The 20,064-nt window shown below is 62.5% G+C and carries 19 protein-coding genes and 1 pseudogene; 10 read left to right on the top strand and 10 right to left on the bottom strand.

Features of this window, described 5'->3' with window-relative positions:
• Positions 1-87: 87 nt before the first annotated feature.
• Both V7651_RS14760 and V7651_RS14755 read right to left on the bottom strand, forming a co-directional pair.
• The gene (locus tag V7651_RS14760) at positions 88-2,328 is read right to left on the bottom strand and encodes a TSCPD domain-containing protein (protein ID WP_335613606.1); all 2,241 of its coding nucleotides are present in this window, start codon (positions 2,326-2,328) and stop codon (positions 88-90) included.
• Positions 2,329-2,432: 104 nt separating this feature from the next.
• Positions 2,433-3,581 (bottom strand): FG-GAP repeat domain-containing protein, encoded by a 1,149-nt coding sequence (locus tag V7651_RS14755; protein WP_335613605.1) that lies wholly within the window; start codon positions 3,579-3,581, stop codon positions 2,433-2,435.
• A 185-nt stretch (positions 3,582-3,766) separates the two neighbouring features.
• On the opposite strand from V7651_RS14755, the gene V7651_RS14750 reads away from it, so the two are divergent.
• The 3 genes and pseudogenes from V7651_RS14750 to V7651_RS14740 form a co-directional block, all read left to right on the top strand.
• A complete protein-coding gene (locus V7651_RS14750) occupies positions 3,767-4,159 on the top strand; it encodes an NADH:ubiquinone oxidoreductase subunit NDUFA12 (protein ID WP_034739614.1) in 393 nt (130 codons plus the stop codon).
• Entirely contained in the window at positions 4,152-4,841 is a 690-nt protein-coding gene (gene mlaD / locus V7651_RS14745) for an outer membrane lipid asymmetry maintenance protein MlaD (protein ID WP_335613604.1), read from the top strand. The genes V7651_RS14750 and mlaD overlap by 8 nt, the downstream gene beginning before the upstream one ends.
• Positions 4,838-5,191, top strand: a pseudogene (locus V7651_RS14740) (DUF2155 domain-containing protein); the annotation flags it as partial. The gene mlaD and the pseudogene V7651_RS14740, both read left to right, overlap by 4 nt.
• Positions 5,192-5,226: 35 nt before the next feature.
• Here V7651_RS14740 and aat read toward each other — a convergent pair.
• The 4 genes from aat to V7651_RS14720 form a co-directional block, all read right to left on the bottom strand.
• Complete coding sequence (aat, locus tag V7651_RS14735; RefSeq protein WP_335613603.1) at positions 5,227-5,949, bottom strand: leucyl/phenylalanyl-tRNA--protein transferase; 723 nt, start codon at positions 5,947-5,949, stop codon at positions 5,227-5,229.
• A gap of 73 nt (positions 5,950-6,022) precedes the next feature.
• Complete coding sequence (gene accC, locus V7651_RS14730) at positions 6,023-7,393, bottom strand: acetyl-CoA carboxylase biotin carboxylase subunit (protein WP_035537943.1); 1,371 nt, start codon at positions 7,391-7,393, stop codon at positions 6,023-6,025.
• A 1-nt stretch (position 7,394) separates the two neighbouring features.
• On the bottom strand, positions 7,395-7,871 hold the full coding sequence (accB, locus tag V7651_RS14725; protein ID WP_035537944.1) for an acetyl-CoA carboxylase biotin carboxyl carrier protein: 477 nt from the start codon (positions 7,869-7,871) through the stop codon (positions 7,395-7,397).
• A gap of 6 nt (positions 7,872-7,877) precedes the next feature.
• Positions 7,878-8,321, bottom strand: coding sequence for a type II 3-dehydroquinate dehydratase (locus V7651_RS14720; protein WP_335613602.1), 444 nt, complete (start codon positions 8,319-8,321; stop codon positions 7,878-7,880).
• Between the two features lie 63 nt (positions 8,322-8,384).
• Here V7651_RS14720 and thiS point away from each other — a divergent pair, with 63 nt between their 5' ends.
• Genes thiS through V7651_RS14705 form a run of 3 tightly spaced genes read left to right on the top strand, consistent with a single transcriptional unit; the run spans position 8,385 to position 10,635 of the window.
• Positions 8,385-8,597, top strand: a complete 213-nt coding sequence (gene thiS / locus V7651_RS14715) for a sulfur carrier protein ThiS (RefSeq protein WP_335591187.1) — start codon at positions 8,385-8,387, stop codon at positions 8,595-8,597.
• Positions 8,598-8,652: 55 nt separating this feature from the next.
• Positions 8,653-9,423: a thiazole synthase gene (locus tag V7651_RS14710; RefSeq protein ID WP_034739626.1), complete on the top strand. Its 771-nt coding sequence runs from the start codon at positions 8,653-8,655 to the stop codon at positions 9,421-9,423.
• Positions 9,424-10,635 carry a TIGR03862 family flavoprotein gene (locus V7651_RS14705; protein WP_335613601.1) on the top strand — a complete coding sequence of 404 codons (1,212 nt, stop codon included), beginning with the start codon at positions 9,424-9,426 and terminating at the stop codon, positions 10,633-10,635.
• Here the strand turns inward: V7651_RS14705 and V7651_RS14700 are convergent.
• Positions 10,614-11,615: an amidohydrolase family protein gene (locus V7651_RS14700; RefSeq protein ID WP_335613600.1), complete on the bottom strand. Its 1,002-nt coding sequence runs from the start codon at positions 11,613-11,615 to the stop codon at positions 10,614-10,616. The genes V7651_RS14705 and V7651_RS14700 overlap by 22 nt on opposite strands.
• A gap of 89 nt (positions 11,616-11,704) precedes the next feature.
• Entirely contained in the window at positions 11,705-12,646 is a 942-nt protein-coding gene (locus tag V7651_RS14695; protein ID WP_335613599.1) for an isopenicillin N synthase family dioxygenase, read from the bottom strand.
• A 361-nt stretch (positions 12,647-13,007) separates the two neighbouring features.
• Here V7651_RS14695 and V7651_RS14690 point away from each other — a divergent pair, with 361 nt between their 5' ends.
• The 3 genes from V7651_RS14690 to V7651_RS14680 all read left to right on the top strand — a co-directional run bounded on the left by V7651_RS14690 (position 13,008) and on the right by V7651_RS14680 (position 15,584).
• Entirely contained in the window at positions 13,008-13,277 is a 270-nt protein-coding gene (locus tag V7651_RS14690; protein WP_035537954.1) for an SEL1-like repeat protein, read from the top strand.
• A 120-nt stretch (positions 13,278-13,397) separates the two neighbouring features.
• On the top strand, positions 13,398-14,855 hold the full coding sequence (locus V7651_RS14685) for a GumC domain-containing protein (RefSeq protein WP_335613598.1): 1,458 nt from the start codon (positions 13,398-13,400) through the stop codon (positions 14,853-14,855).
• A gap of 6 nt (positions 14,856-14,861) precedes the next feature.
• The gene (locus V7651_RS14680; RefSeq protein WP_335613597.1) at positions 14,862-15,584 is read left to right on the top strand and encodes a P-loop NTPase family protein; all 723 of its coding nucleotides are present in this window, start codon (positions 14,862-14,864) and stop codon (positions 15,582-15,584) included.
• 45 nt (positions 15,585-15,629) lie between these two features.
• Here V7651_RS14680 and V7651_RS14675 read toward each other — a convergent pair whose 3' ends face one another.
• Positions 15,630-18,077 carry a TonB-dependent receptor gene (locus V7651_RS14675; protein WP_335613596.1) on the bottom strand — a complete coding sequence of 816 codons (2,448 nt, stop codon included), beginning with the start codon at positions 18,075-18,077 and terminating at the stop codon, positions 15,630-15,632.
• A gap of 180 nt (positions 18,078-18,257) precedes the next feature.
• Here V7651_RS14675 and V7651_RS14670 point away from each other — a divergent pair, with 180 nt between their 5' ends.
• Positions 18,258-18,902, top strand: a complete 645-nt coding sequence (locus tag V7651_RS14670; protein ID WP_035538635.1) for a TetR/AcrR family transcriptional regulator — start codon at positions 18,258-18,260, stop codon at positions 18,900-18,902.
• Here V7651_RS14670 and V7651_RS14665 read toward each other — a convergent pair.
• Entirely contained in the window at positions 18,899-20,062 is a 1,164-nt protein-coding gene (locus V7651_RS14665) for an SO2930 family diheme c-type cytochrome (RefSeq protein ID WP_335613595.1), read from the bottom strand. The two genes, V7651_RS14670 and V7651_RS14665, sit on opposite strands and share 4 nt — an antisense overlap.
• Positions 20,063-20,064: the final 2 nt, after the last annotated feature.

Below are 20,064 nucleotides of genomic sequence, written 5' to 3'. Positions count from 1 at the left end.
TGCATATGCGTCCCAAGTGTTGCCGGATTGTCGCGGAAGTGTTTCCGCTGCGTAAGCCCCTGAATACTGGTGGATAAAGAGGGAATGCTACCGCGACAGGCGGCCTTCTTCCCCACATGTGTCACAGGCTGTGTCGCCATCCTCACCCACGGCGAAGAGGGTGAAGCTGCCGCATGCTTCGCAGCCCTGTTCGAGGTAGGGCGGCGGAGCGAGTTCCTCGGATTCGTCGTCCAGGTCCGATTCGGCCTGCTTCTCGGCGCGGCGCTTGTCGAGGATGACGATATTGTCGGGCAGCTGGCCCCGCGAGAAGCCGCGCGAGATGATCTGGGCGGCTTCCTCGGTGAACGGGGCAGGCTCGCGGGTGGCATCGCCTGCGCCGCGACCGAGGCCGTCATGGGTGACGTCAGCCTCGGCGAGGTCGTCGCGGCCGAGATAAGAGACGGCGAGTTCGCGGAAGATATAGTCGAGGATGGAGGTGGCGCGGGTGATACGGTCATTGCCGGTGACCTGCCCGGCCGGCTCGAAGCGCGTGAACACGAAGGCGTCGACGAATTCTTCCAGCGGCACGCCGTATTGAAGGCCGATCGAGGTGGCGATGGCGAAATTGTTCATCAGGCTTCGGAAGGCGGCGCCTTCCTTGTGCATGTCGAGGAAGATCTCGCCGAGCTGGCCGTCATCGAATTCGCCTGTGTGCAGGTAGACCTTGTGGCCGCCGACTGTGGCTTTCTGGATATAGCCCTTGCGACGGTCCGGCAGGCGCGTGCGGGCGGCGCTGCGCGCCTCCGTGAACTCGGGCGTGGCTTGTGGTGTGTCGGCCTCCTCGGCCAGTTCCTCGGCGAGGGAGAGGATATGCTCCATCCGGTCGCGCACATCGTCGCCCGGCGGGGAGCGGTGGCCCATGAGGTGCGCCGAGAGGCCGTCTGCGGTGATGGCTTCGGCCATGTCGAGACCAGCGCGGGCGCTGACCGGGACCGTCACACCGCCGCCGAGCACCTTGTTACAGGCGGCGGCAAAGCGGATCTCGTCCTCGGCGGAGACATCCAGCACGAAGCCGCATTCCTGCAGGGCGCGCGAAGCGAGGGCTTCACCAGCGCCATCAATGGCGGCTTCGGCCTTTGCGATGTCCGCGCGCGAGAAACCCATGGCCGAGAGAACGCCGCGTCCGTCGGCATCGAAGTTTTCAGGCGTGAGTTTCAGGTCATGGGAGATGATCTCGTCGCCGAGGACCCAGCGGGAGAAGGCAGCGTTGAGCGGCAGGCCTTCGCCGAGGGCGCGGCTGACACGGTCCAGCGCGGCTTCGGTGAAGCCACGGTCGCGCAGGCGGGCTGTGCCGAGCGATGTTTCGAGGTCCTGCGCGCCGGCATGGCTGATCTGGTCGAGCACGCCGGGCAGGGCCTCAGGCGCGCGGGCAGCGAGGCCAAGGCGGGCCGCGCGAGTGAGGCTGGGAGCGTCGTCGCCATAGGTAAGCACGGCGCGGACCGGGGCGGCCGCATCGCTCTCGCATTCCGGCAGGGCCACCATCGGGTCAACGATGGGCAGGATCAGGACCTGGCAGGGGCGCTTGGTGGAGGCTTTGCGGGCCTGCAGGCCGAGCGGCTTGGCGTGTGCGGCGCTGAAGGCGGTACCGGTCGCAGCTGAGCGGACAAGGGCCGTGAGCGCGGCGCCAGCGGCAATGCCGTCATCAGAGCCATAGTCGAGGCCGAGGGCCATGACGGCCGCGCCAAGGCCTGTGAGGAGGATGACGCCCTCCTTCATCTGTGCGGCAGCGGCCTCAATGGCGGAGACGAGGAAACCATCTTCGAAACCATCCGGGCTGACGGCCTGGGCCACATCCACCACGCGCGCAGGCGTTGCAGCGGCGGGCAGGGCGGACTGCAGGAAGAAGACTTCGCCGCCTTCGCGCAGGGCCGCGAGGAGCGAGGGCTCGAGCGCAACATCCACCGGCCCGGCGGTGAACACGGCAGGGGGCGGAGCGGGCGTGTCGACGGCGGCGGCGCGCAGGGCGTCTGCGGTGCGCAGGATGCCGCCGGGCAGGCGCAGCGCCTCTTCCAGCAGGTCCTGTGGCAGGCCGGAGGCGAGCGCTTCGGCCAGTTCGGCATTGCGCGGAGCAGGGCCGAGGCGTTCGAGCATTTCAGCGAGGGCCAGTTGCGACACGCTCTGAAGGCTCGCGACGGATGCGGCGGAGGCCAGATGGTCGAGCGCGTGAGGCGTCATGTCCTGAGGCGCGAGACCGGCGGCGCGGCAGAGGCGCCCGAAGGGCATTTCGGCGGAGATCAGGCCGTCTGATTCGGCCGCTGAGAGGATTTCGTCGAGGCTCTGGTCAGGCATAAGCGGCTCCTTCGCGAATCACTTTCTGCCAGCGTGACCCTTGGAAGGTCAGGCTTCAACGTCAAACGTCGGCAAATACAGGGATCGGTCCGAAATTTGCGCGATTATTTTTGCCGCCGTGCGGTCATAACCATGTTGGGCGCCTCGGAATTGGCGAAAACAAGGTCGGGTATGCCATCGCCGTCCATGTCGCCTATCGCGACCCCATATGTGTCCTCAGCCTCATCATCGAGCGGGAGCACGGCGAACGTGCCGTTTCCGTCATTGAAATAGACGGCATTGGAGGTTTCGCCAGCCCCGACGACGATATCGATATCGCCGTCGCCATCGAGGTCTGCTGCCGCGAGCGCCTGTGTCGCCTCGCTTGCCGAGCCAACATGTCCGCCAAGGGTGAAATTGCCCGTGCCGTCGCCGACGAAGAGGGGGTTTTCCGCGCCTATGGCTGAGAGCAGCAGATCCACATTGCCATCGCCCGTCAGGTCAGCGAGGACGGCCTGGCGATGGTCGCCGCGGCTGTTTGGCAAGGCACGCGCCGTAAATTCAGCGGCACCGTTGTTTAGCAGGATCAGGCTTTCATTGTCGTCACGACGGGCAAAGGCGAGGTCCACGTCGCCGTCTCCATCAATATCAGCCGCCGCAAGACCGGTGGCGCCGTCCTCAGGCCCTTCGAGTGATTTGGCGGCCTCGAATGTGCCGTCGCCCCGGCCCAGCGCCAGCAGGTTTGTCCCGCCGCGACGGGCAATCACAATATCGAGGGTCTGATCCTTATTGAGGTCGGTCAGGATCGCATTGCGTGCTGCGCCGCCCGTGCCCTCGACGAGCCCGGCGAAGGAAAACCTTCCTGTGCCGTCATTCATGAACGATTGAGCGGGCAGGACATCGCGAATCATCACGGCGTCCATGTCTCCGTCGCCATCGATGTCGCCCGCGAGCACGATGTAGGAGGGGCCCATCGTGTCGCCAATTGGCCGGGCTTCAAGCAGGCGTCCATTACCGGCGTTCAGGTAAACATAATCCTGCTGTGCCCAGTGGCGTCCATTGGCCACCAGCACGTCAAGATCGCCATCATTGTCCACGTCGGCCAGTCCGATATTCGCACTGAAACTGTCGGGACTGTCGAACATGAAAAATGGCGAATTGCGATAGGTCAGTTGCGGGGTATCTGCAGTCGTATCTGCGGTTGCTGGTGCGCTGGTACACGCGACTGACAGGAGCACTGCGAACAGTCCAGCGGCCTTGAATGATCCGTACATTGGCGGCCCTTTCACAGTCTTGGCGTTATCCAGACGCTATCCGACATCGCCCCTGTCGTCACCCATGGCGCGCCTCAATGCGGTGCAATCCGGCCATGCGGCGCATTGCCTGCCGCGGCGGTCTGGATTAACAGGCCGACTGGCGCCATATTGCCGCCATCAAGTCACGTCAGGACAGGCCTACGATGCTGAAGCACATTTTCACCTGGTGGAACGGGAATACCGTCGGCGCCAATTTCGACATCAAGCGGCGCAGCGGCTATGTCGGCACCGATGAGTATGGCAACAAGTATTTCGAGGAGCGCAAGACCTCGCTGGAAGGCCGCCATCGCCGCTACGTGATGTATGAAGGCCTCGCCGAGCCGTCGAAAGTGCCGGCTGACTGGCACGGCTGGCTGCACCACACCGTGGACCAGCCGCCGACCCATATGCCGCTGGAGCGGCGCGATTGGGAAACCGATCACACACCGAACATGACCGGCACACCGTATGCCGTGAAGCCGAAGGGCAGCGTAGGCGCCAGCGGCGTTCGCCAGAAGTCTGACGGCGACTATGAGGCATGGACCCCAGATGCGTGAATCGATCTTTGAAACACTCGTCGGCGCAGTCGTTGTCGCGGTTGCGGCCGTCTTCCTCTGGTTCGCGCTGGCCGTAGGCGGCGATGCCGAAGCGAGCGGTGACCAGTACACCGTGATTGCGCGCTTCAACAATGTGTCCGGTATCTCGCGCGGCTCCGATGTGCGCATCGCGGGCGTGAAGGCCGGCGTTGTGAAATCCATCGAGGGCGACCCCAAACGTTTCGAAGCCGTGCTGACACTGGCGCTCGACAAGAAATGGGAGCTGCCGGACGACACGGATGCGCGGATCTCGACCGATGGCCTCCTCGGCGGCAGCTATATCGGCCTCGAGCCAGGTGGCGGCTATGACGTTATCCCGCAGGATGGCACCGGTGAAATCCAGTATACGCGCGGTAGCGTGGACCTGCTGACCCTGTTCGCTTCGTTTGCGGGTGGTGGTGGTGGCGGTGACAATGCCGATGCGGCCGAAGCGCCTGCTGAGCCTGCGGAAGCGGCTCCTGAGCCCGCAGCAGAGCCAAAGCCTGCGCCCAAGAAGCAGCCTGCGGCTGAAAAAGCGCCTGAGCCTGTGAAGGCGGAGCCTGCCACGGCACCGGAAACTGACAGCGAGCCTGAAGCAGCTGACCCTTATCCCGCCCCGGCGGATGATCCTTATCCTGCGCCTTCTGGAGATGATGGCCAATGATCCGATTCCTCGCCGCAACGGCTCTTGGCCTTGGCCTCATCGGCGCAGCCCATGCCGCGACCTATGCGCAGAAGGACAGGGCGACCTTGCGGGCGCTGGACAAGATCACCGGCCGGTCGACGGATATCGAAGTGAAGGTGGGAGAGCCGGTCGTATTCGGCTCGCTGAAGGTCGAGCTGAAAGCCTGCTATCAGACCCCGCCTGAGGAGGCGCCCGAAAGCGCGGCGTTCCTGAAGATCCATTCGACTCAGCCTGTGGCTGTCGAGACGATGGAAGCCGCTGTTGATGCCAGCGAGGTTGAAACGTCTAGTGACGAGAACCCGGAGCTGTTCTCCGGCTGGATGTATGCCTCATCGCCGGGCCTCAGCGCGCTGGAGCACCCTGTCTATGATGTCTGGGTGATCCGCTGCACGGCGCCTGATCCGGTGAAAGTGCCTGAGCGCAACGCCGCTTCGTCGGACGAGCCGATGGTCGAAGACGCGCCGCCGGTAGACGATACCGAGCCGACACCGGAATAGAAGTTCCCCTCGATTGTCAGGGCTGCGCGCAGGCGGGCCTTGAAATCCGCACGTGGGATTTCGATCAGGCCGAACTGTTCCAGATGCGGATTGTGGAACTGCGCATCGAGCAGCGTATAGCCACCAGCGATCAGACGCGCCGCCAGATGAACCAACGCGATCTTTGACGCGTCCGTTGCGCGCGAGAACATGCTCTCGCCAAAGAAAGCGCCTCCGACCGACACGCCATAAAGGCCGCCGACGAGGTGGTCACCATCCCAGCATTCGATGGAGTGGGCGTGTCCTTCGCGGTGCAGCGCGCTGTAAAGATTGAGGATTGCGGAGTTTATCCAGGTGCTTTCGCGCCCGTCTGTTTCTTCGCCGCAGAACTCCATGACGCGCGTGAAGGCGGTGTCTGCGGTAACACGGAACGGGTCCTTGAGGACCGTCCGCTTCAGGCGGCGGGGTATATGGAAGGCGTCCAGAGGGAGGATGCCGCGCATGTCCGGGTCGACAAGGAACAGGTTCGGATCGTCGCGCGAGTCCGCCATGGGGAAGACGCCCCGGCGATAGCAGGCGAGCAGGTCCTGTGTTCCAAAGCGCGAAGACATGGCCGGAATATGAGTCCCTCAGGCCCGCCTGTCCATGGGGCAGACGGCGCCAGCTGTGGACAAGCCTTGCGACCTATTCAGCGGTGATCTTGTTCTCGGCGAGGAATTTTTCCAGCCAGTGGATGTTGTACTCGCCGGCAAGGACATCATCATTCTCGACGAGACGGCGGTGCAGGTCGAGCGTGGTGAAGACGCCGCCGACAACCATTTCCGACAGGGCGCGGCGCAGGCGCATGATGCATTCGCGGCGCGTGCGGCCATGCACGATGAGCTTGCCGATCAGCGAGTCGTAATAGGGCGGGATGCGGTAACCGGCATAGGCCGCGCTATCGAGGCGCACGTCGGGGCCGCCCGGCGCATGGAAATCCGTGATAAGGCCCGGTGAAGGGACAAAGGTTTCCGGGTGCTCGGCATTGATGCGGCACTCGATGGCGTGGCCGACCAGCATGACATCTTGCTGGCTGAAGGACAGTTTCTTGCCTTCGGCGATGCGGATCTGCTCGCGCACGAGGTCGATCCCGGTGATCATTTCTGTGACCGGGTGTTCGACCTGCAGACGGGTGTTCATTTCGATGAAGTAAAACTTGCCGTCTTCATAGAGGAACTCGATCGTACCGGCGCCGCGATAACCCAGCTTTTTCATGGCCTTGGCGCAGATGTTGCCGATCTCTTCGCGCTGGGCCTGATTGAGGGCTGGCGAAGGGGCTTCTTCGAGGACTTTCTGGTTGCGGCGCTGCAGGGAGCAGTCGCGTTCCCAGAGGTGGGCCACGTTGCCATGTGTGTCGGCAATAATCTGGACTTCGATGTGGCGCGGGCCTTCGAGGTATTTCTCGAGATAGACGGCGTCATCGCCAAAGGCGGCCTTGGCCTCGGTCTTGGCGGTTTTGACCGCGTTTTCGAGGTCCGCCTCGGTGCGGGCCAGCTTCATGCCGCGGCCACCGCCGCCGGCAGAGGCTTTTACGAGAACCGGGAAGCCGATTTTCTTGGCGGCCTTCTTGGCCTCCGCAATGGAGGTCAGCGCGCCTTCGGAGCCGGGCACACAAGGCACGCCAGCTTCGATCATCGCGACCTTGGCGGCGATCTTGTCGCCCATGATGCGGATATGCTCGGCCGTCGGGCCGATAAAGGCGAGACCGTGGGCCTCAACCATTTCCGCAAACTGGGCGTTCTCGGACAGGAAGCCATAGCCGGGATGGATCGCGTCGGCGCCGGTGATTTCGGCAGCTGCCAGGATCTGGGACTTCTTGAGATAGCTCTCGGACGACGGCGGCGGGCCGATGCAGACGCTTTCATCGGCCAGGCGAACGGCCATGGCGTCGCGGTCAGCCGTGGAATGCACGACGACCGTGGACAGGCCCATTTCCTTACAGGCGCGGTGGATACGCAGGGCAATCTCACCGCGATTGGCGATGAGGACCTTCTTTATCGTGCGGGGCTCAGTCATGCTATTCGATCAGGGCTAGCGGTTCGCCGAATTCGACCGGCTGGGAGTCGGTAACATAGAGGGCCGTGAGCGTGCCGGCCCGGTCGGCCTCGACGGGGTTAAAGGTCTTCATGGCTTCGACCAGCATGAGCGTGTCGCCCTTTTTGACCTTGTCGCCGATATTGAAGAACTGTTTCGCGCCGGGTTCTGGGGCGAGATAGACGGTGCCGACCATGGGCGACTTGATCGCATTGTCGGAAACGGCCGGTGCTGCGGGCGCTGCAGCGGCAGCAGTCGGTGCGGCAGCTGCAGGGGCAGCGGCGACAGGCGCCGGTGCAGCGGCGTACTGGGCCGTTTGCATCACGGGCGCGGCGGGCTTGCTGACGCGGATGCGCAGGCCTTCGTGCTCGATTTCAACTTCGCCGAGGTCGGCTTCCCGGAGGATGGCGGCCAGCTCCCGGACGAGGCCGGTGTCGAGTTTTGTCTTTGCAGTGCTCATGGGGTGCTAATTATCTCCTTGGCCCGTCAGGGACTTGGCTGCCAGAAGCGCGAGCTCATAACCATAGGCACCAAGGCCCGCAATTGTAGCTTTTGCAACAGGCGCAACATAATTCACTTGGCGGAAGGCTTCGCGCGCCGCCGGATTGGACAGGTGCACTTCGATGACCGGCACTGTGCAGGCCCTGAGGGCATCATGCAAGGCCACAGATGTGTGCGTATAGGCGCCGGCATTGAGAATGACGGCTGAGCCTTCGCGGGAGGCTTCCTGTACCCAGTCCACCAGTTCACCCTCATGATTGGTCTGGCGCGCCTCAAGGGGCACGTCGCCGGAGAGGCTGCGCAGGCGGGTATGGATACCCTCGAGGGTTTCGTGGCCATAGATCTCCGGCTCGCGTGTACCGAGCAGGTTGAGGTTTGGCCCACCGAGAACATATATCGGTTTTGACATGGACCCCGTCTTGCTCTGGAACGCCCGGCAAGGCAAGGGGGCACAAACGGGAGGCGAGTAGACATGCACATCACCCTGAATGGCGAGCCACGGCAGGTGAACCCGGGGATGACCGTGGCCATGCTGCTGGAAGAGCTGTCCGAGGCCACCGGCCGCGACCCGCGCGGCGTGGCTGTGGAACGCAACCTGGAGATCGTGCCGAAGTCCGAACATGCCTTTACCGTGCTGGAAGAGGGCGACCGGCTGGAACTTGTACAGTTTGTGGGTGGGGGATAAGCCGAAAGGCCGCTAAAACCCGTCAGAGAAGCCGTTCAGGAACCATTGGAAGCCCATGTCAGACCCGTTGATCATCGCCGGAAAAACCTACAACTCGCGCCTCATCGTGGGGACGGGCAAGTATGCGAGCTATCAGCAGAATGCCGATGCTGCGCGCGCGGCAGGGGCCGAGATCGTCACCGTGGCGCTGCGCCGGGTGAACCTGTCGGACCCCGGCAAGGAGATCCTCACCGATTTCGTCAAGCCGGACGAGTTCACCTACCTGCCCAATACGGCGGGCTGCTACACCGCTGACGAGGCCGTGCGCACGCTGCGCCTAGCGCGTGAGGCCGGCGGCTGGAACCTGGTGAAGCTGGAAGTGCTGGCCGACCAGAAGACGCTCTACCCGAACATGCCGGAGACGCTGACCGCCGCGAAGGCGCTGATCGCGGACGGGTTCGAGGTCATGGTCTACTGCTCGGATGACCCGGTTTACGCCAAGATGCTGGAAGAAGCGGGTTGTTGCGCAATCATGCCGCTTGGCAGCCTGATCGGTTCGGGACTTGGCATCATGAACCCGGTGAACATCCGCCTGATCGTTGAGCAGACCCGCGTGCCGGTGATCGTCGATGCGGGCGTTGGCACACCATCGGATGCTGCCATGGCCATGGAACTCGGCTGTGACGGCGTGTTGATGAACACCGCGATTGCCGCCGCCAAGGACCCGATCCTGATGGCGAGCGCGATGAAGCATGCCGTCATCGCCGGACGCGAGGGCTATCTCGCGGGCCGTATGCCGAAGAAGATGTATGCCGATCCAAGCTCGCCCCTCGCCGGGCTGATCTAGTTGCGCACTGCCATCATTGGCGCGGGACCGGCTGGCCTGATGGCGGCCGAGGCGCTGCTGGCGCGGGGCGTGGGCGTCGATATCTATGACGCGATGCCGAGCTTCGGACGCAAGTTCCTGATGGCGGGCAAGAGCGGGCTCAACATCAGCCATGCCGAGGATATGGACGTGTTCCTCTCGCGCTATCGGAGCGATGCGCGATTGCAGGACATGGTGCGGGCTTTCGGGCCAGCGCAAGTCGTTACCTGGATGGAGGCGCTTGGCATTGCCGCACATACCGGGCCGACGGGGCGCGTGTTTCCGGAGATGATGAAGGCGTCGCCGCTGCTGCGGGCCTGGCTGGTGCGGTTGCAGGACGCGGGCGCTGTGTTGCATCCGAAACATCGCTGGCAGGGCTGGAATGCGGATGGCGCGCTGGTATTTGACGGGCCTGAAGGCGCGGTGACCGCTGCGGCCGATGCGACGGTTCTGGCGCTGGGCGGCGCGAGCTGGAAACGTCTGGGGTCGGATGGAGCGTGGGTGCCCTTGCTGGAAGCAAAAGGCGCGCAGACTGTTCCGTTCGGACCGTCGAATTGCGGGTTCCTTGTCGACTGGTCGGCCCATATGCGCGAGAAGTTTGCAGGCGCACCGGTCAAGTCGGTTCGCCTGTCAGTGGACGGACAGGACACGCGTTCGGAATTTGTTATCACGCATCGCGGTGTCGAGAGCGGAGGCATCTATACACTATCGGCGGCGCTGGTTGATGTCTTGCGCAGGGCCGGGACAGCAACGCTGCTGGTTGACTTGCTGCCGGATATGGATGTGCCAGCGGTGGTCGCGAAACTCGAGCGTCCGCGCGGCAAGCAATCCATGTCCAATCATTTACGCAAAAGCCTCGGCATATCCGGCGTAAAGCTCGCCCTGCTGCACGAGGCGGCACGCGGCGTACTGCCGGACCATAAGGTGACACTCGCCCGGCTCATCAAGGCCGTGCCAATCAAGGTTACCGGCACGGCGCCGCTGGACGAGGCGATTTCGACAACTGGCGGTGTAGCCTGGGACGCGCTGGATAATGCGCTGATGCTGCGCGAACTGCCCGGCGTGTTCTGCGCGGGCGAAATGATTGACTGGGACGCCCCCACGGGCGGCTATCTGATCACGGCGTGCATGGCGACCGGCAAGGCCGCAGGCGAGGGCGCAGCCGACTGGCTTCAGACGGCGTCGAGCTTGTAGACCTTGCGCGCGGTGCCGCTGAACATGGCGGTCTGTTCGGCCTCGGAATAATCGGCGGCAATTTTCTTCAGGCCATTCCATAGCGTGCGATAACTGATCGATAGGCGGTCGACCGGGAAATTGCTTTCGAACATGCAGCGCTCAGGCCCGAAGCACTTGATGGCGTGATGGTAGTAAGGCGCCTGCGCCTCGACGAACTCATTCGACGTGGGCGGCGTGGCGCGTGTGTTCCAGCCGAAGCCATTGTCGGGCATGGCGAGGCCGCCAATCTTGGCGAAGACATTCTTGTATTCGGCTACGGCGGCGATGTCGTCTTTCCATCGGGCGAAGTTTTCGTCGCGCTTGCCTTCATAGGGGCCAACGCCCAGCGGCGTGCCGAAATGGTCGAGGATCATGGTCGTGTCAGGCACGGCTGATGCAAGTTCTGCAAAGTCCGGGATCTGGTGGTGATAGTTCCAGGTGTCATAGGTGAAACCGCGCTCTCCCAGGCGGGCGACGCCGCGCCGGAAATCATAGTCGCGATAGAGCCCTTCGGGCGCGCGGCCCGGAATAGCGAATCCGGCGCTGTCCTTGTCGAAGGCGCCAGCGTGGCGAATGCCCCGAAAGAGGCCATTGGCGGCTGCGATATGAGCGTCGAGGACTTCATCGAGATTATCGAGGCGGAGGTCTGCATGGCCGACAAAGCCGGCAATGGTGGCCTTGTCCGGATCAGCAGCGGAGCGAGCGGCAGCGGCGGCGATGAACTCGGTTTCGCCGATGGGCTTGAGGCGTTCCGGGCCGTCCTTGCGATAGGAGGAGCCGCATTCCATGAAGACGGTCTGGACCACGTTGTGACCGTCTTCGGTGTCGGACCAGAGTTCCTCAAGGTCGTAGCTGAGGAAGGGTTTGGGCCAGAGATGATGGTGCGGGTCGACGATCTCGCGATCGGGGTCGATCACGTCTTCGCGGACTTGTGCGAGCCATTCTGTATTGTTGAACATGCGCGTCCTCCTGCCTTGCCGTCAGTCTCTGCTGAGCTGTGTCCCTATTCAGGGCGCAATGCGGCGGCGAGGCAAGGGGTGGCGCGGCGTCAGGCCTTTACGAGGCCGATCTCGCGGAGGCGTTCCATGAGATAGTCCTGCGCGGTGATCGGGGGCTGGGGCTCGCCGCCTTCGGCCACGCATTGGGGCAGGGCTTCGATAACAACATCCTGGTTGAAATGCAGGAAGAAGGGCGTCGAGTACCGTGGAAATTTCGCGCGCTCGGGCGACGGGTTGACGACGCGGTGCGTGGTGGAGGGCAGGACGCCCGCCGTGAGACGCTGTAGCATGTCACCGCAATTGATGACGAGGGCGCCGGGTGGCGGGTTGACCGCGAGCCATTCGCCGGAGCGGTGCTTCACTTCAAGACCCGCCTCTTCGGCGCCGAGGAGGAGCGTGATGACGTTGATGTCTTCATGCGCACCGGCGCGCACTGTGCCCTCGGGCGGCGGGTTTTCCTGTGGCGGATAGTGGAGCAGGCGCAGGATGGAATTGCCCATCTCGACGCGGTCTTCAAACCACATCTCGTCGAGTTCCAGATGGAGGGCGATGGCCCGCAGCAGGTCGCGGCCCATCTCGTCGAGTGCGTCGAACAGGGCGCGGGTGGCGCGGTCGAAATCCGGGATCTCGCCAACGCTGGGCGTGTCCGCCATGGTCTCGCGATAGGGGGACTTGGGCGGCAGGTGTCGGCCCGTGTGCCAGAATTCCTTGAGGTCGGCCTTGGCGGCGCCCTTGGCATTCTCGGTCGCAAAGGCGGTGTAGCCGCGCTGTCCGCCGCCAGCCTTGCCGTCATAAGCGAGCTTCGCAATGTCGGGCATGGCGAAGAAGGCCTTCGTGGCGCGCAGATTGTCGTCGATCGTACGCTGGTCCACAGGGTGCCCAGCGATGACGGCAAAGCCTGTTTCGCGGAACGATGTGCCCAGCGCCTCGGCGAAGGCGGCCTTGTCTTTGCGCCAGAGCGCATAGGGGATCGGTTTGAAATACTCGGTCATGTCTTAAATCTACCGCGAAGCTGCCAGCGTGAAAATGCGGCCAAGTCGTCACCTTGGGCCGAATTGCGGGGCGCGCAAGGATTTCCGGGCATCGTTCGGGCTTTATCCGGGCTGTTTTCGGATAGCGTTCGGGCACTGATTCACGATTTCGGGCCTATTGGGCCTGAAACCAGAGGTAGGGTTAACGCAATGCGCGCAGGGCTTAACGCTCTGCCCCTTTGGGGGCCTCGCTGTTAACCATAACGCAAATCTCTGAGCCCAATCTGTACCTATCGCCGGACATGGCGGGTGGTGGTTGCCAGAGCAGGACACGGGAATGATCCCGGCGATGCGACGGCAAGGTGAAAACAGGAATAAGACAATGCCTTTTGCAGATTACTCAGTCGACCTTGCAACGATGCTCCATTCGGAGTCCGCTCCGGAAGAGCTTTACCAGGCGGGCCTCGTCTATGCGACGGGTCTCAATGTGGAGATCGACCTGATCGCCGCGCATAAATGGTTCAATCTGGCCGCCCTGCGCGGTTCGGAAGAGGCCAAGGCTCAGCGCGCTGAAATGGCCGAAATGATGAGCACCGACGAGGTCAAGCAAGCCCTTCAGGCAGCCCGCGAGTGGCTGAAACTGATGAACTAGGCCGCAAGCAGCGAGCGGGGCCAGAGTGACCTGCCCGGACGCCGCTGTTAAGGTTAATGAAATATCAAATGCCCGCGTGCGAATCTAATGGCTTATGCGCCATGAGGAGCCGCAAACGACATGCCTGTGACCGAGGCCCCCAGCCGAGATCCGGAGGGTAATGGGCTGGTGCGGACATCCGCGCCGCGCCTGCGCCTCGGTATGGCTGACGTCCTGGTCCAGTTCTGGCGCGCCAAATGGTTGATGTTGCTGGTTTTTGTGCCGGTATTCGCCCTCGGCCTGGCGGCGGCCCTGTCGCGGCCTGACCTGTATGAGGCGCGGACACGGCTGATCGTGACGGGCGCCAGCGTGTCAGAGCCGAAGGCGCTCGTGGCGCCTGAGTTGGCGTTCCTGCGCAGTCCTGTGGTTGCGACGCGCGCGCTGAACCTGTTTCCGATGTCGCGCCTCTATCCCGAAATCAATGCAGCTTGCGAGGCGCGCAGCCGTTCCCTTCGCGGGGACGCCGAGGCCCTTTCCCGGCTCGCTTCAGAGTGCCGACAGATGTGTGTTGAGGCCCTTCAGCGGGACTTCCGAGTCCATTCCGAGTCCAGTGCGCCCGTGATGACCGTGAGCTACCGCAATTCCGACCCCGAAGCGGCGGCCGAAGTGCTGAACGCCATGGTCGGCGTGTACCTAAAATATCGTTCCGACGTGCTGGCGCGGCCGGAGGCCGATGAGGCCCCTGCGCCAGACCGGACTGTGCTGGAGCGCAGCCTGCTGAAATCGGAAACTGATATTGGCGCCTTCCTGGAGACAGAAGGGCTAAGCAGTTTCGAGGCGGAGCGCGATACGGTGGCCGGTCTCTACAAGGCGGCGAGTGAAGACCTGCTGGCGACGGATTCCCGGTTGCGGCAGGTCGAAAGCCAGCTGACGGCCTATCGCCGCCAGATCCGCTCGATCCGGCCGAAGCAGGAAATCTTCGTCGAAGATTCGACCGGGCAGACCCTGCTGGACATGAAGCTGGCGCGCGAGGCGCTGCTGGTGACCAGCCTGCCCGGATCAGCCGAGGTGATCGAGATGGACCGGCGGATCGCGCGGGCTGAGGCCTTTATCGCGACGCTGGACCAACCGGTTGGCACCACGCGGACGGGACCGAACCCGCGTTACGAACAGATGCTGACGACGATAGACGACCTGAAAGCCGAAGCGGCGGCGCTGACGGACCAGCAGGCGGCCCTGGCCCGGCAGATCGCGGCGTTCAAGGAGCGCCAGGCGAAACTGGCCGCGCTGGCGCCGCGCTACAATGAGCTGAAGCGCAAGCGCGATGTGCTTGAGCAGGAGATGATGACATCATCCGTTGGCGATGAGCGCACAGGCCGCTGGCAGGGCGAGGATGTGCGCGTGCTGGAACCGGCAACAGTGCCAACCGAGCCTCAGCCGACACGGGCTGTGCTTGCGGTAATGGCCTTTGCGGCGGCTCTTGGCGCGGCCCTGTTCGCAGGGCTTCTGAAAGCGCTGACGCGGACAGGTTTTGCGACGCGGCGATCGGTGGAGCGCACGCTGGACCTGCCGGTGCTCGCAACCGTGCGGGAGGTGTGACCGCATATGCGTGACCTGAGGCCTGATCTTGCAACGCTCTGGCAGTCTGTTTCGCGCCTGCGGTCTGCGCGTGGTGCGCGCAGTGTGATGTTCGTGGCAGCGCGAAGCGGCGAGGGAACGAGCAGCATGGCAGCGTCGTTCGCGCTGATGGCTGCCGGGCATGCGGCGCGCACGGCCTGGCTCGTGGATCTCGATCTCGGGGTGAATGAGGCGTTTGGCGGGTTCGATACAGGGTTTGCGGGCGGCGTGGCGCGGCCCGCGCGGGCCTACGACGCCGCGCTTGGGTGTGAGCCGATCTATGAACTCGTCCCGGCCCCGCTGGGAGGCGGCAGCAAAATGCTGACGGTGCATCCCGTGGAGGGGACGCGCCTGCTCGTGACACGGTTCCGCACGGAGCGACTGGCTGCGGGGCAGAGTGTTCGTTTACGTACACAGCCTGACTGGTGGCAGGCGCTGCGGCGGTCAACGGACTGGATCATCATGGACGCGCCTGCACTGGACCGGTCTGACGTGGCGCTGGATGTGGCGGCGGAAGCCGATGGCGTGGTTCTTGTGGTGCAGGCGGAGACGACTGGCGCCGAGGAAGTGGCGCGCCTGCAGGCCGGTATTGAAGACCAGGGCGGACGCGTGATCGGCGTGGTGTTGAACCGCATGCGGGCCGATGCTCACCTTGCCGGACGTTTTGGCGGGCAAAATTCGAGGCGCCAATATGAAGGCAGGCGGCGCTGATATCAGCGCCGCCTGCCATTTTAGTCGATGTAGGTGTGTGGCGTCCTAGTAGACGTATTTGAAGTCGACGCCCCAAATTTGCGGGTCGGTGAGGCCGACGAAGGCCGTGCCTTGCGTTCCGACAGTGATATTATTGATGCCTGATACGTAGCGATTATCAAACACATTTTTCACGAACGCGCCGACCTGGTAGCGGCCGCTTTCAGCTGTCCAGAAGGCCCGGACATCCGTGCGTTCCTGTGCTTCGCCTACGGAGAATGCGGCATAGGTGGCGCAAGAGCCCTGCCCATCGGATTCCGCGTTGCAACGGCGCTCGCCCGTATAGGCATGTGAGGCGGAGAATTCGATCTCTCCATTGTCTTGCAGGTCAAGCACATATTGCCCGCCGAAGGCGAAGGACCATTCCGGCTCGCCCGTTGGCGAACCGGACAGGTCAACACCGGAGCGCGTGACACGATCCTTGTAGAGGACATTGATATACTGGCCGTTGCCGAAGAAGGAGAGGGCGTCGGTCGGGGCCCACTCAACCTGCAGGTCGACACCAGAGGCTTCCTCATCGCTGGTCTCCACAACGTACTGAGAGACATTCGAGCCGTTCACGCCGCTGACCAGGCTGATCGCCTGTTTGTCATTGTACGTGTACTGGAAGACCGAGGCGTTGATCAGAAGGCCAGCCGACGGGAAGGTCGACTTGATGCCGGCTTCGTAATTGGTCACGTCTTCATTGTCGAAACGGGATGCCTGTTCGACGCTGTTGAACCCGCCGGCCTTGTAGCCTTTGGCGTAAGAGGCGAAGAGCAGGATATTGTCGGCCAGCTTATAGTCGACAACAAAACGCGGGCTGACATTCGACCATTCATCATTCAGCTCGCATGTGACGCCTTCGGCCACCGTGACGCCATTGTCGCAAGGCACGCCGGCAAGGCCTGACATGTCGAATACGAGGTCAAACTGAAAGTCTTCCGGCGAGGCGCCAACAAGGCCGAGAATGCCCGCTTCCTCCAGCGCGGCCAGCGTGGCATCAAGTTCTGGCGCGACGCGCGGTCCATTCAGCCAGGAGAAGGATTTTTCATCCTTCGTATAGCGCAGACCGCCGGTGAGGCTTAGCTTGTCTGTCGCTTCCCAGATGACGTCGGCAAAGGCGGCATAGGCCTTGAAGTCACCATGGTTGATCATGTCCTCGGTCCAGCCATTGCCCATGAGGCGCGCATCGATGTCGAATGGAATGAGGACGAAATTATCGATGTCAGAGAAGGGTGTGCCAAGGCCGAGATTACCAAGGGCGGTGTTGATCGTATTGGTGTAGGCGAATGTGTTGCTGCGCTGGTCGGCAGATTCATCATAATAGCTTGCGCCAACCACCCAGTTCAGTGGGCCCGTTTCGCCAGCCGCGCGGAACTCCTGATAGAAGCTCTCATTACTCTCGACATTGTTCGTGTCGAAATAGAGATCGATGCGGTTTGTGCCGTCTTCGTCTTCGCGGTTATTGGTATCGAATGTCCGGTAGGACGTGATCGATGACAGGGTGATAGAGCCGATGTCATGCGTGACCGCAAGCGTTAACTCGTCGAGTTCCCGGCGCTCGCTATTGTCGATCACATCATTGCGGATCTTGGCCGTGAACGGATTGAGATAGGTTGACTCGTCTACCGGATAGGCAGGCTGGGCGGGGGCATCCGGGATCGGGACAATGCCGATGGCGGGGCGGGCGTCCTGGTCCAGCTCGTCATGCGTGTAGGTCAGGATCGCGCGAGTATCGGGCGTGAGGTCCCAGCGCAGGGCGCCCTTGATGGCCCAGTTGTCTTCGCGGCCAAGATCCTGACCTGTAGCGGCGTCGGTGTAGATGCCGTCACGCTTGTTCATGACACCGTTCAGGCGGATGGCCACCTTGTCATTGACGGGCAGGTTCAGCAGGCCTTCGATACGTTGCTTGTTGTATTCGCCGACGCGGACACCGACTTCGGCTTCAAACTGGTCGCTGGGCTTGCGGGTGGTGATCGAGACGGCGCCGGCGGCGCTGTTGCGACCGAAGAGCGTTCCCTGCGGGCCCTTGATGACTTCGATCCGCTCGACGTCGTTGAAGGCGAGCAGCGAAGCGCCGGAACGTGCGGCATAGACGCCATCAACGTAGATGCCGACAGCCGGATCGGTGCCGACGCCGAAGTCTGAAGTCTGGATGCCGCGGATCTTGTACTTCGGCTGTGTCGGGCTGCCATCGGACACTTCCAGACCCGGTACGAAGGCGTCGATATCGCCCATATTGTCGGCGGCGAGCGTTGAGAGCGCGTCAGCGGAGAGGACCTGCAGCGTGATCGGCACTTCCTGCAGGTTTTGCTCGCGCTGCTGGGCGGTGACGAGGACCGTGTCCATCGTGCGCTGGCTTTCGGCCGCCTCTTCCTGAGCGGAAGCGGGTGCCATGCCCAGGGCAACGATGCCTGCGCTGGTCAGTAGCGCCAGACGCGCCGTGTTCATACCAAATCGATTCTTGTTCATGTGTATTCCCCGGTGTTTGCGTCACAGTGACCCCCTGCGACTGCATTGTTATCTTGATAAATGTTTCTATGTATTGATGTAGAAGGCAGCGATAGGGCCTCCCTGTTGCGTATCCCTTGATGTTTGTTTCTTTTTCTTCTCCGATGAATCTCGCTTGATAAAAACAAAGCAGAAATTTTTATGCCCCAGAGAGATTCCTTCGAAATCGGTCCGCTGAAGACGCGCGAAGATCCCCCGCAGGCGCGGGCGCGGCAGCGGGCGAATACGATCCTCAGGGCGGCGGCCGAGTTCCTGCGCACGCATGCCGTCAGCGAGCTCACGACGACGCTGATCGCCGAAGAGGCATCCATCCCTGTCAGCTCGGTCTATCGCTATTTCCCGACCGTGGACCTGATTGTTGACGAGCTTTACCTGCAGGTCACGGAACAGATTGACGCAAAGCTGTTCGAGGTGTTGCTGGATACGGAAACGCATACCGACTGGCGCTCGCGGCTGGGCGCGGTCATGGATGTTGTGCGCCAGTATTTCGACCTGCACCCGTATTACCGCAAGCTTCTGCAAGCCATACTGATACGTACGGGCGGCCTTGCGCTTGATATTGCCAAGCAGGACTCGATCACGCTGCACCTGGCGGAATACTGGGGCGCGGGCGGGGACAATTTCAAGGGCGGCGATCCGATGATTACGGCTCAGATCACGATGCAGGTGTTCCTGTCGGTCGAAAGCATTCTTGTCAGCCAGGCGGCAGAGGAGATGGCTGACAGCTATTTCGAGTCGTTGAAGCTCAACCTCGAAAGCTATCTGGCCAATTTCCTGAGCGACTAACCGGCGCATGAGCCATCCATATTCTGGATCCATTCGCGGATAAGTGCGACGCCTTCGTCATGCCTGAGGGACCGGCCAAGCTCCGGCATCATGGCGCCCGGGTCGGTCGATCCCATACGGTAGGCGAGAACGGAGTCCTCGGGATGACCGGGCACGATATCGTAGGGCAGGTTGCCCGTGCCGCCACCCGCTGCGATGGGCAGTTTGCATAGGCCTGAGGCCTCGCCGAGCGGGATGTCAGGCGTCAGGTAAAGGCCGGACGTATCGGCCGGACCATCACGGTTGTGACAGTGGGAGCAATTGATATCGAGATAGGCGCGGGCGCGGTCGTTGAGGGGGAGCGCTTCGTCTTTCCAGTCGGCATTCCGTGGCACATTTTCAGGCGCAGGCGCGTTTTTCAGATAGCCGATCATGGCGAGATATTCCAACTGGTTCGTCTCGCCATCGCCATGCTCGAAGCGCTTGTTGAGATGGCGTGGGCGGACACCGAGCGGAGCAATCACGCGCGTGGTGTTGTTCAGCGCGTGGCAGCCTGCACACTGGTTCGTGTTGGGCACGACGTAGGTGAAATCCGTCTCCTGGCCCTGATCGTCGACAATTGTCATGTCGCGATAGGCGCCGATCCTGGTGAGCTTGGCGTCTGTCTGCTCGTCGTTCCAGACATAGGAGATGGCCTCCCATGCCTTTTCGCGGCGGACCAGCAGGCGTGTTTCTACCAGGTCCACCGATGCGAGGTCGTCTAGGATCGGTTCGACCTTTCCGGGCGTGTCATTGGCCTTGAGAATGCGGGAGCGATCTCCCGCCGGTTCACCGGAAGCGCGGGGATAGTAGAACGTCTTGCTGATGATCGTTCCGACGGGGAAGTCAGGGTAGTCATTGTCGCGAAAGGCTGCGGCCTCACCTTCCGGCACATAGATGGTGCGCAGCTTGTGGGCATAGTCCGTGAAGAGCGGCGTGTTCAGGTCATAGGGCACAACGCCCGTGCTGAGGCGCAGGGCGCCTTTCGATGCACTGAGCACGCCCCACTCGCTCAAGAGCGCCGGGTTGGTGTCCGGATAGAAATGGACGGTCGCCGTTGCCGATTTGCCTTGTGCGCCACAGGCCGTGAGCACACAAAGCAATCCGGCAACCAGGAAACCACCCAAGCGATTCAAATGCATGA

Source organism: Hyphomonas oceanitis (assembly GCF_036964545.1).
In the GTDB taxonomy this organism is placed as follows: Bacteria; Pseudomonadota; Alphaproteobacteria; order Caulobacterales; family Hyphomonadaceae; genus Hyphomonas; species Hyphomonas oceanitis.
Note: the sequence above shows the minus strand (reverse complement) of the source record. Positions and strands in the feature narration are given on the sequence as shown.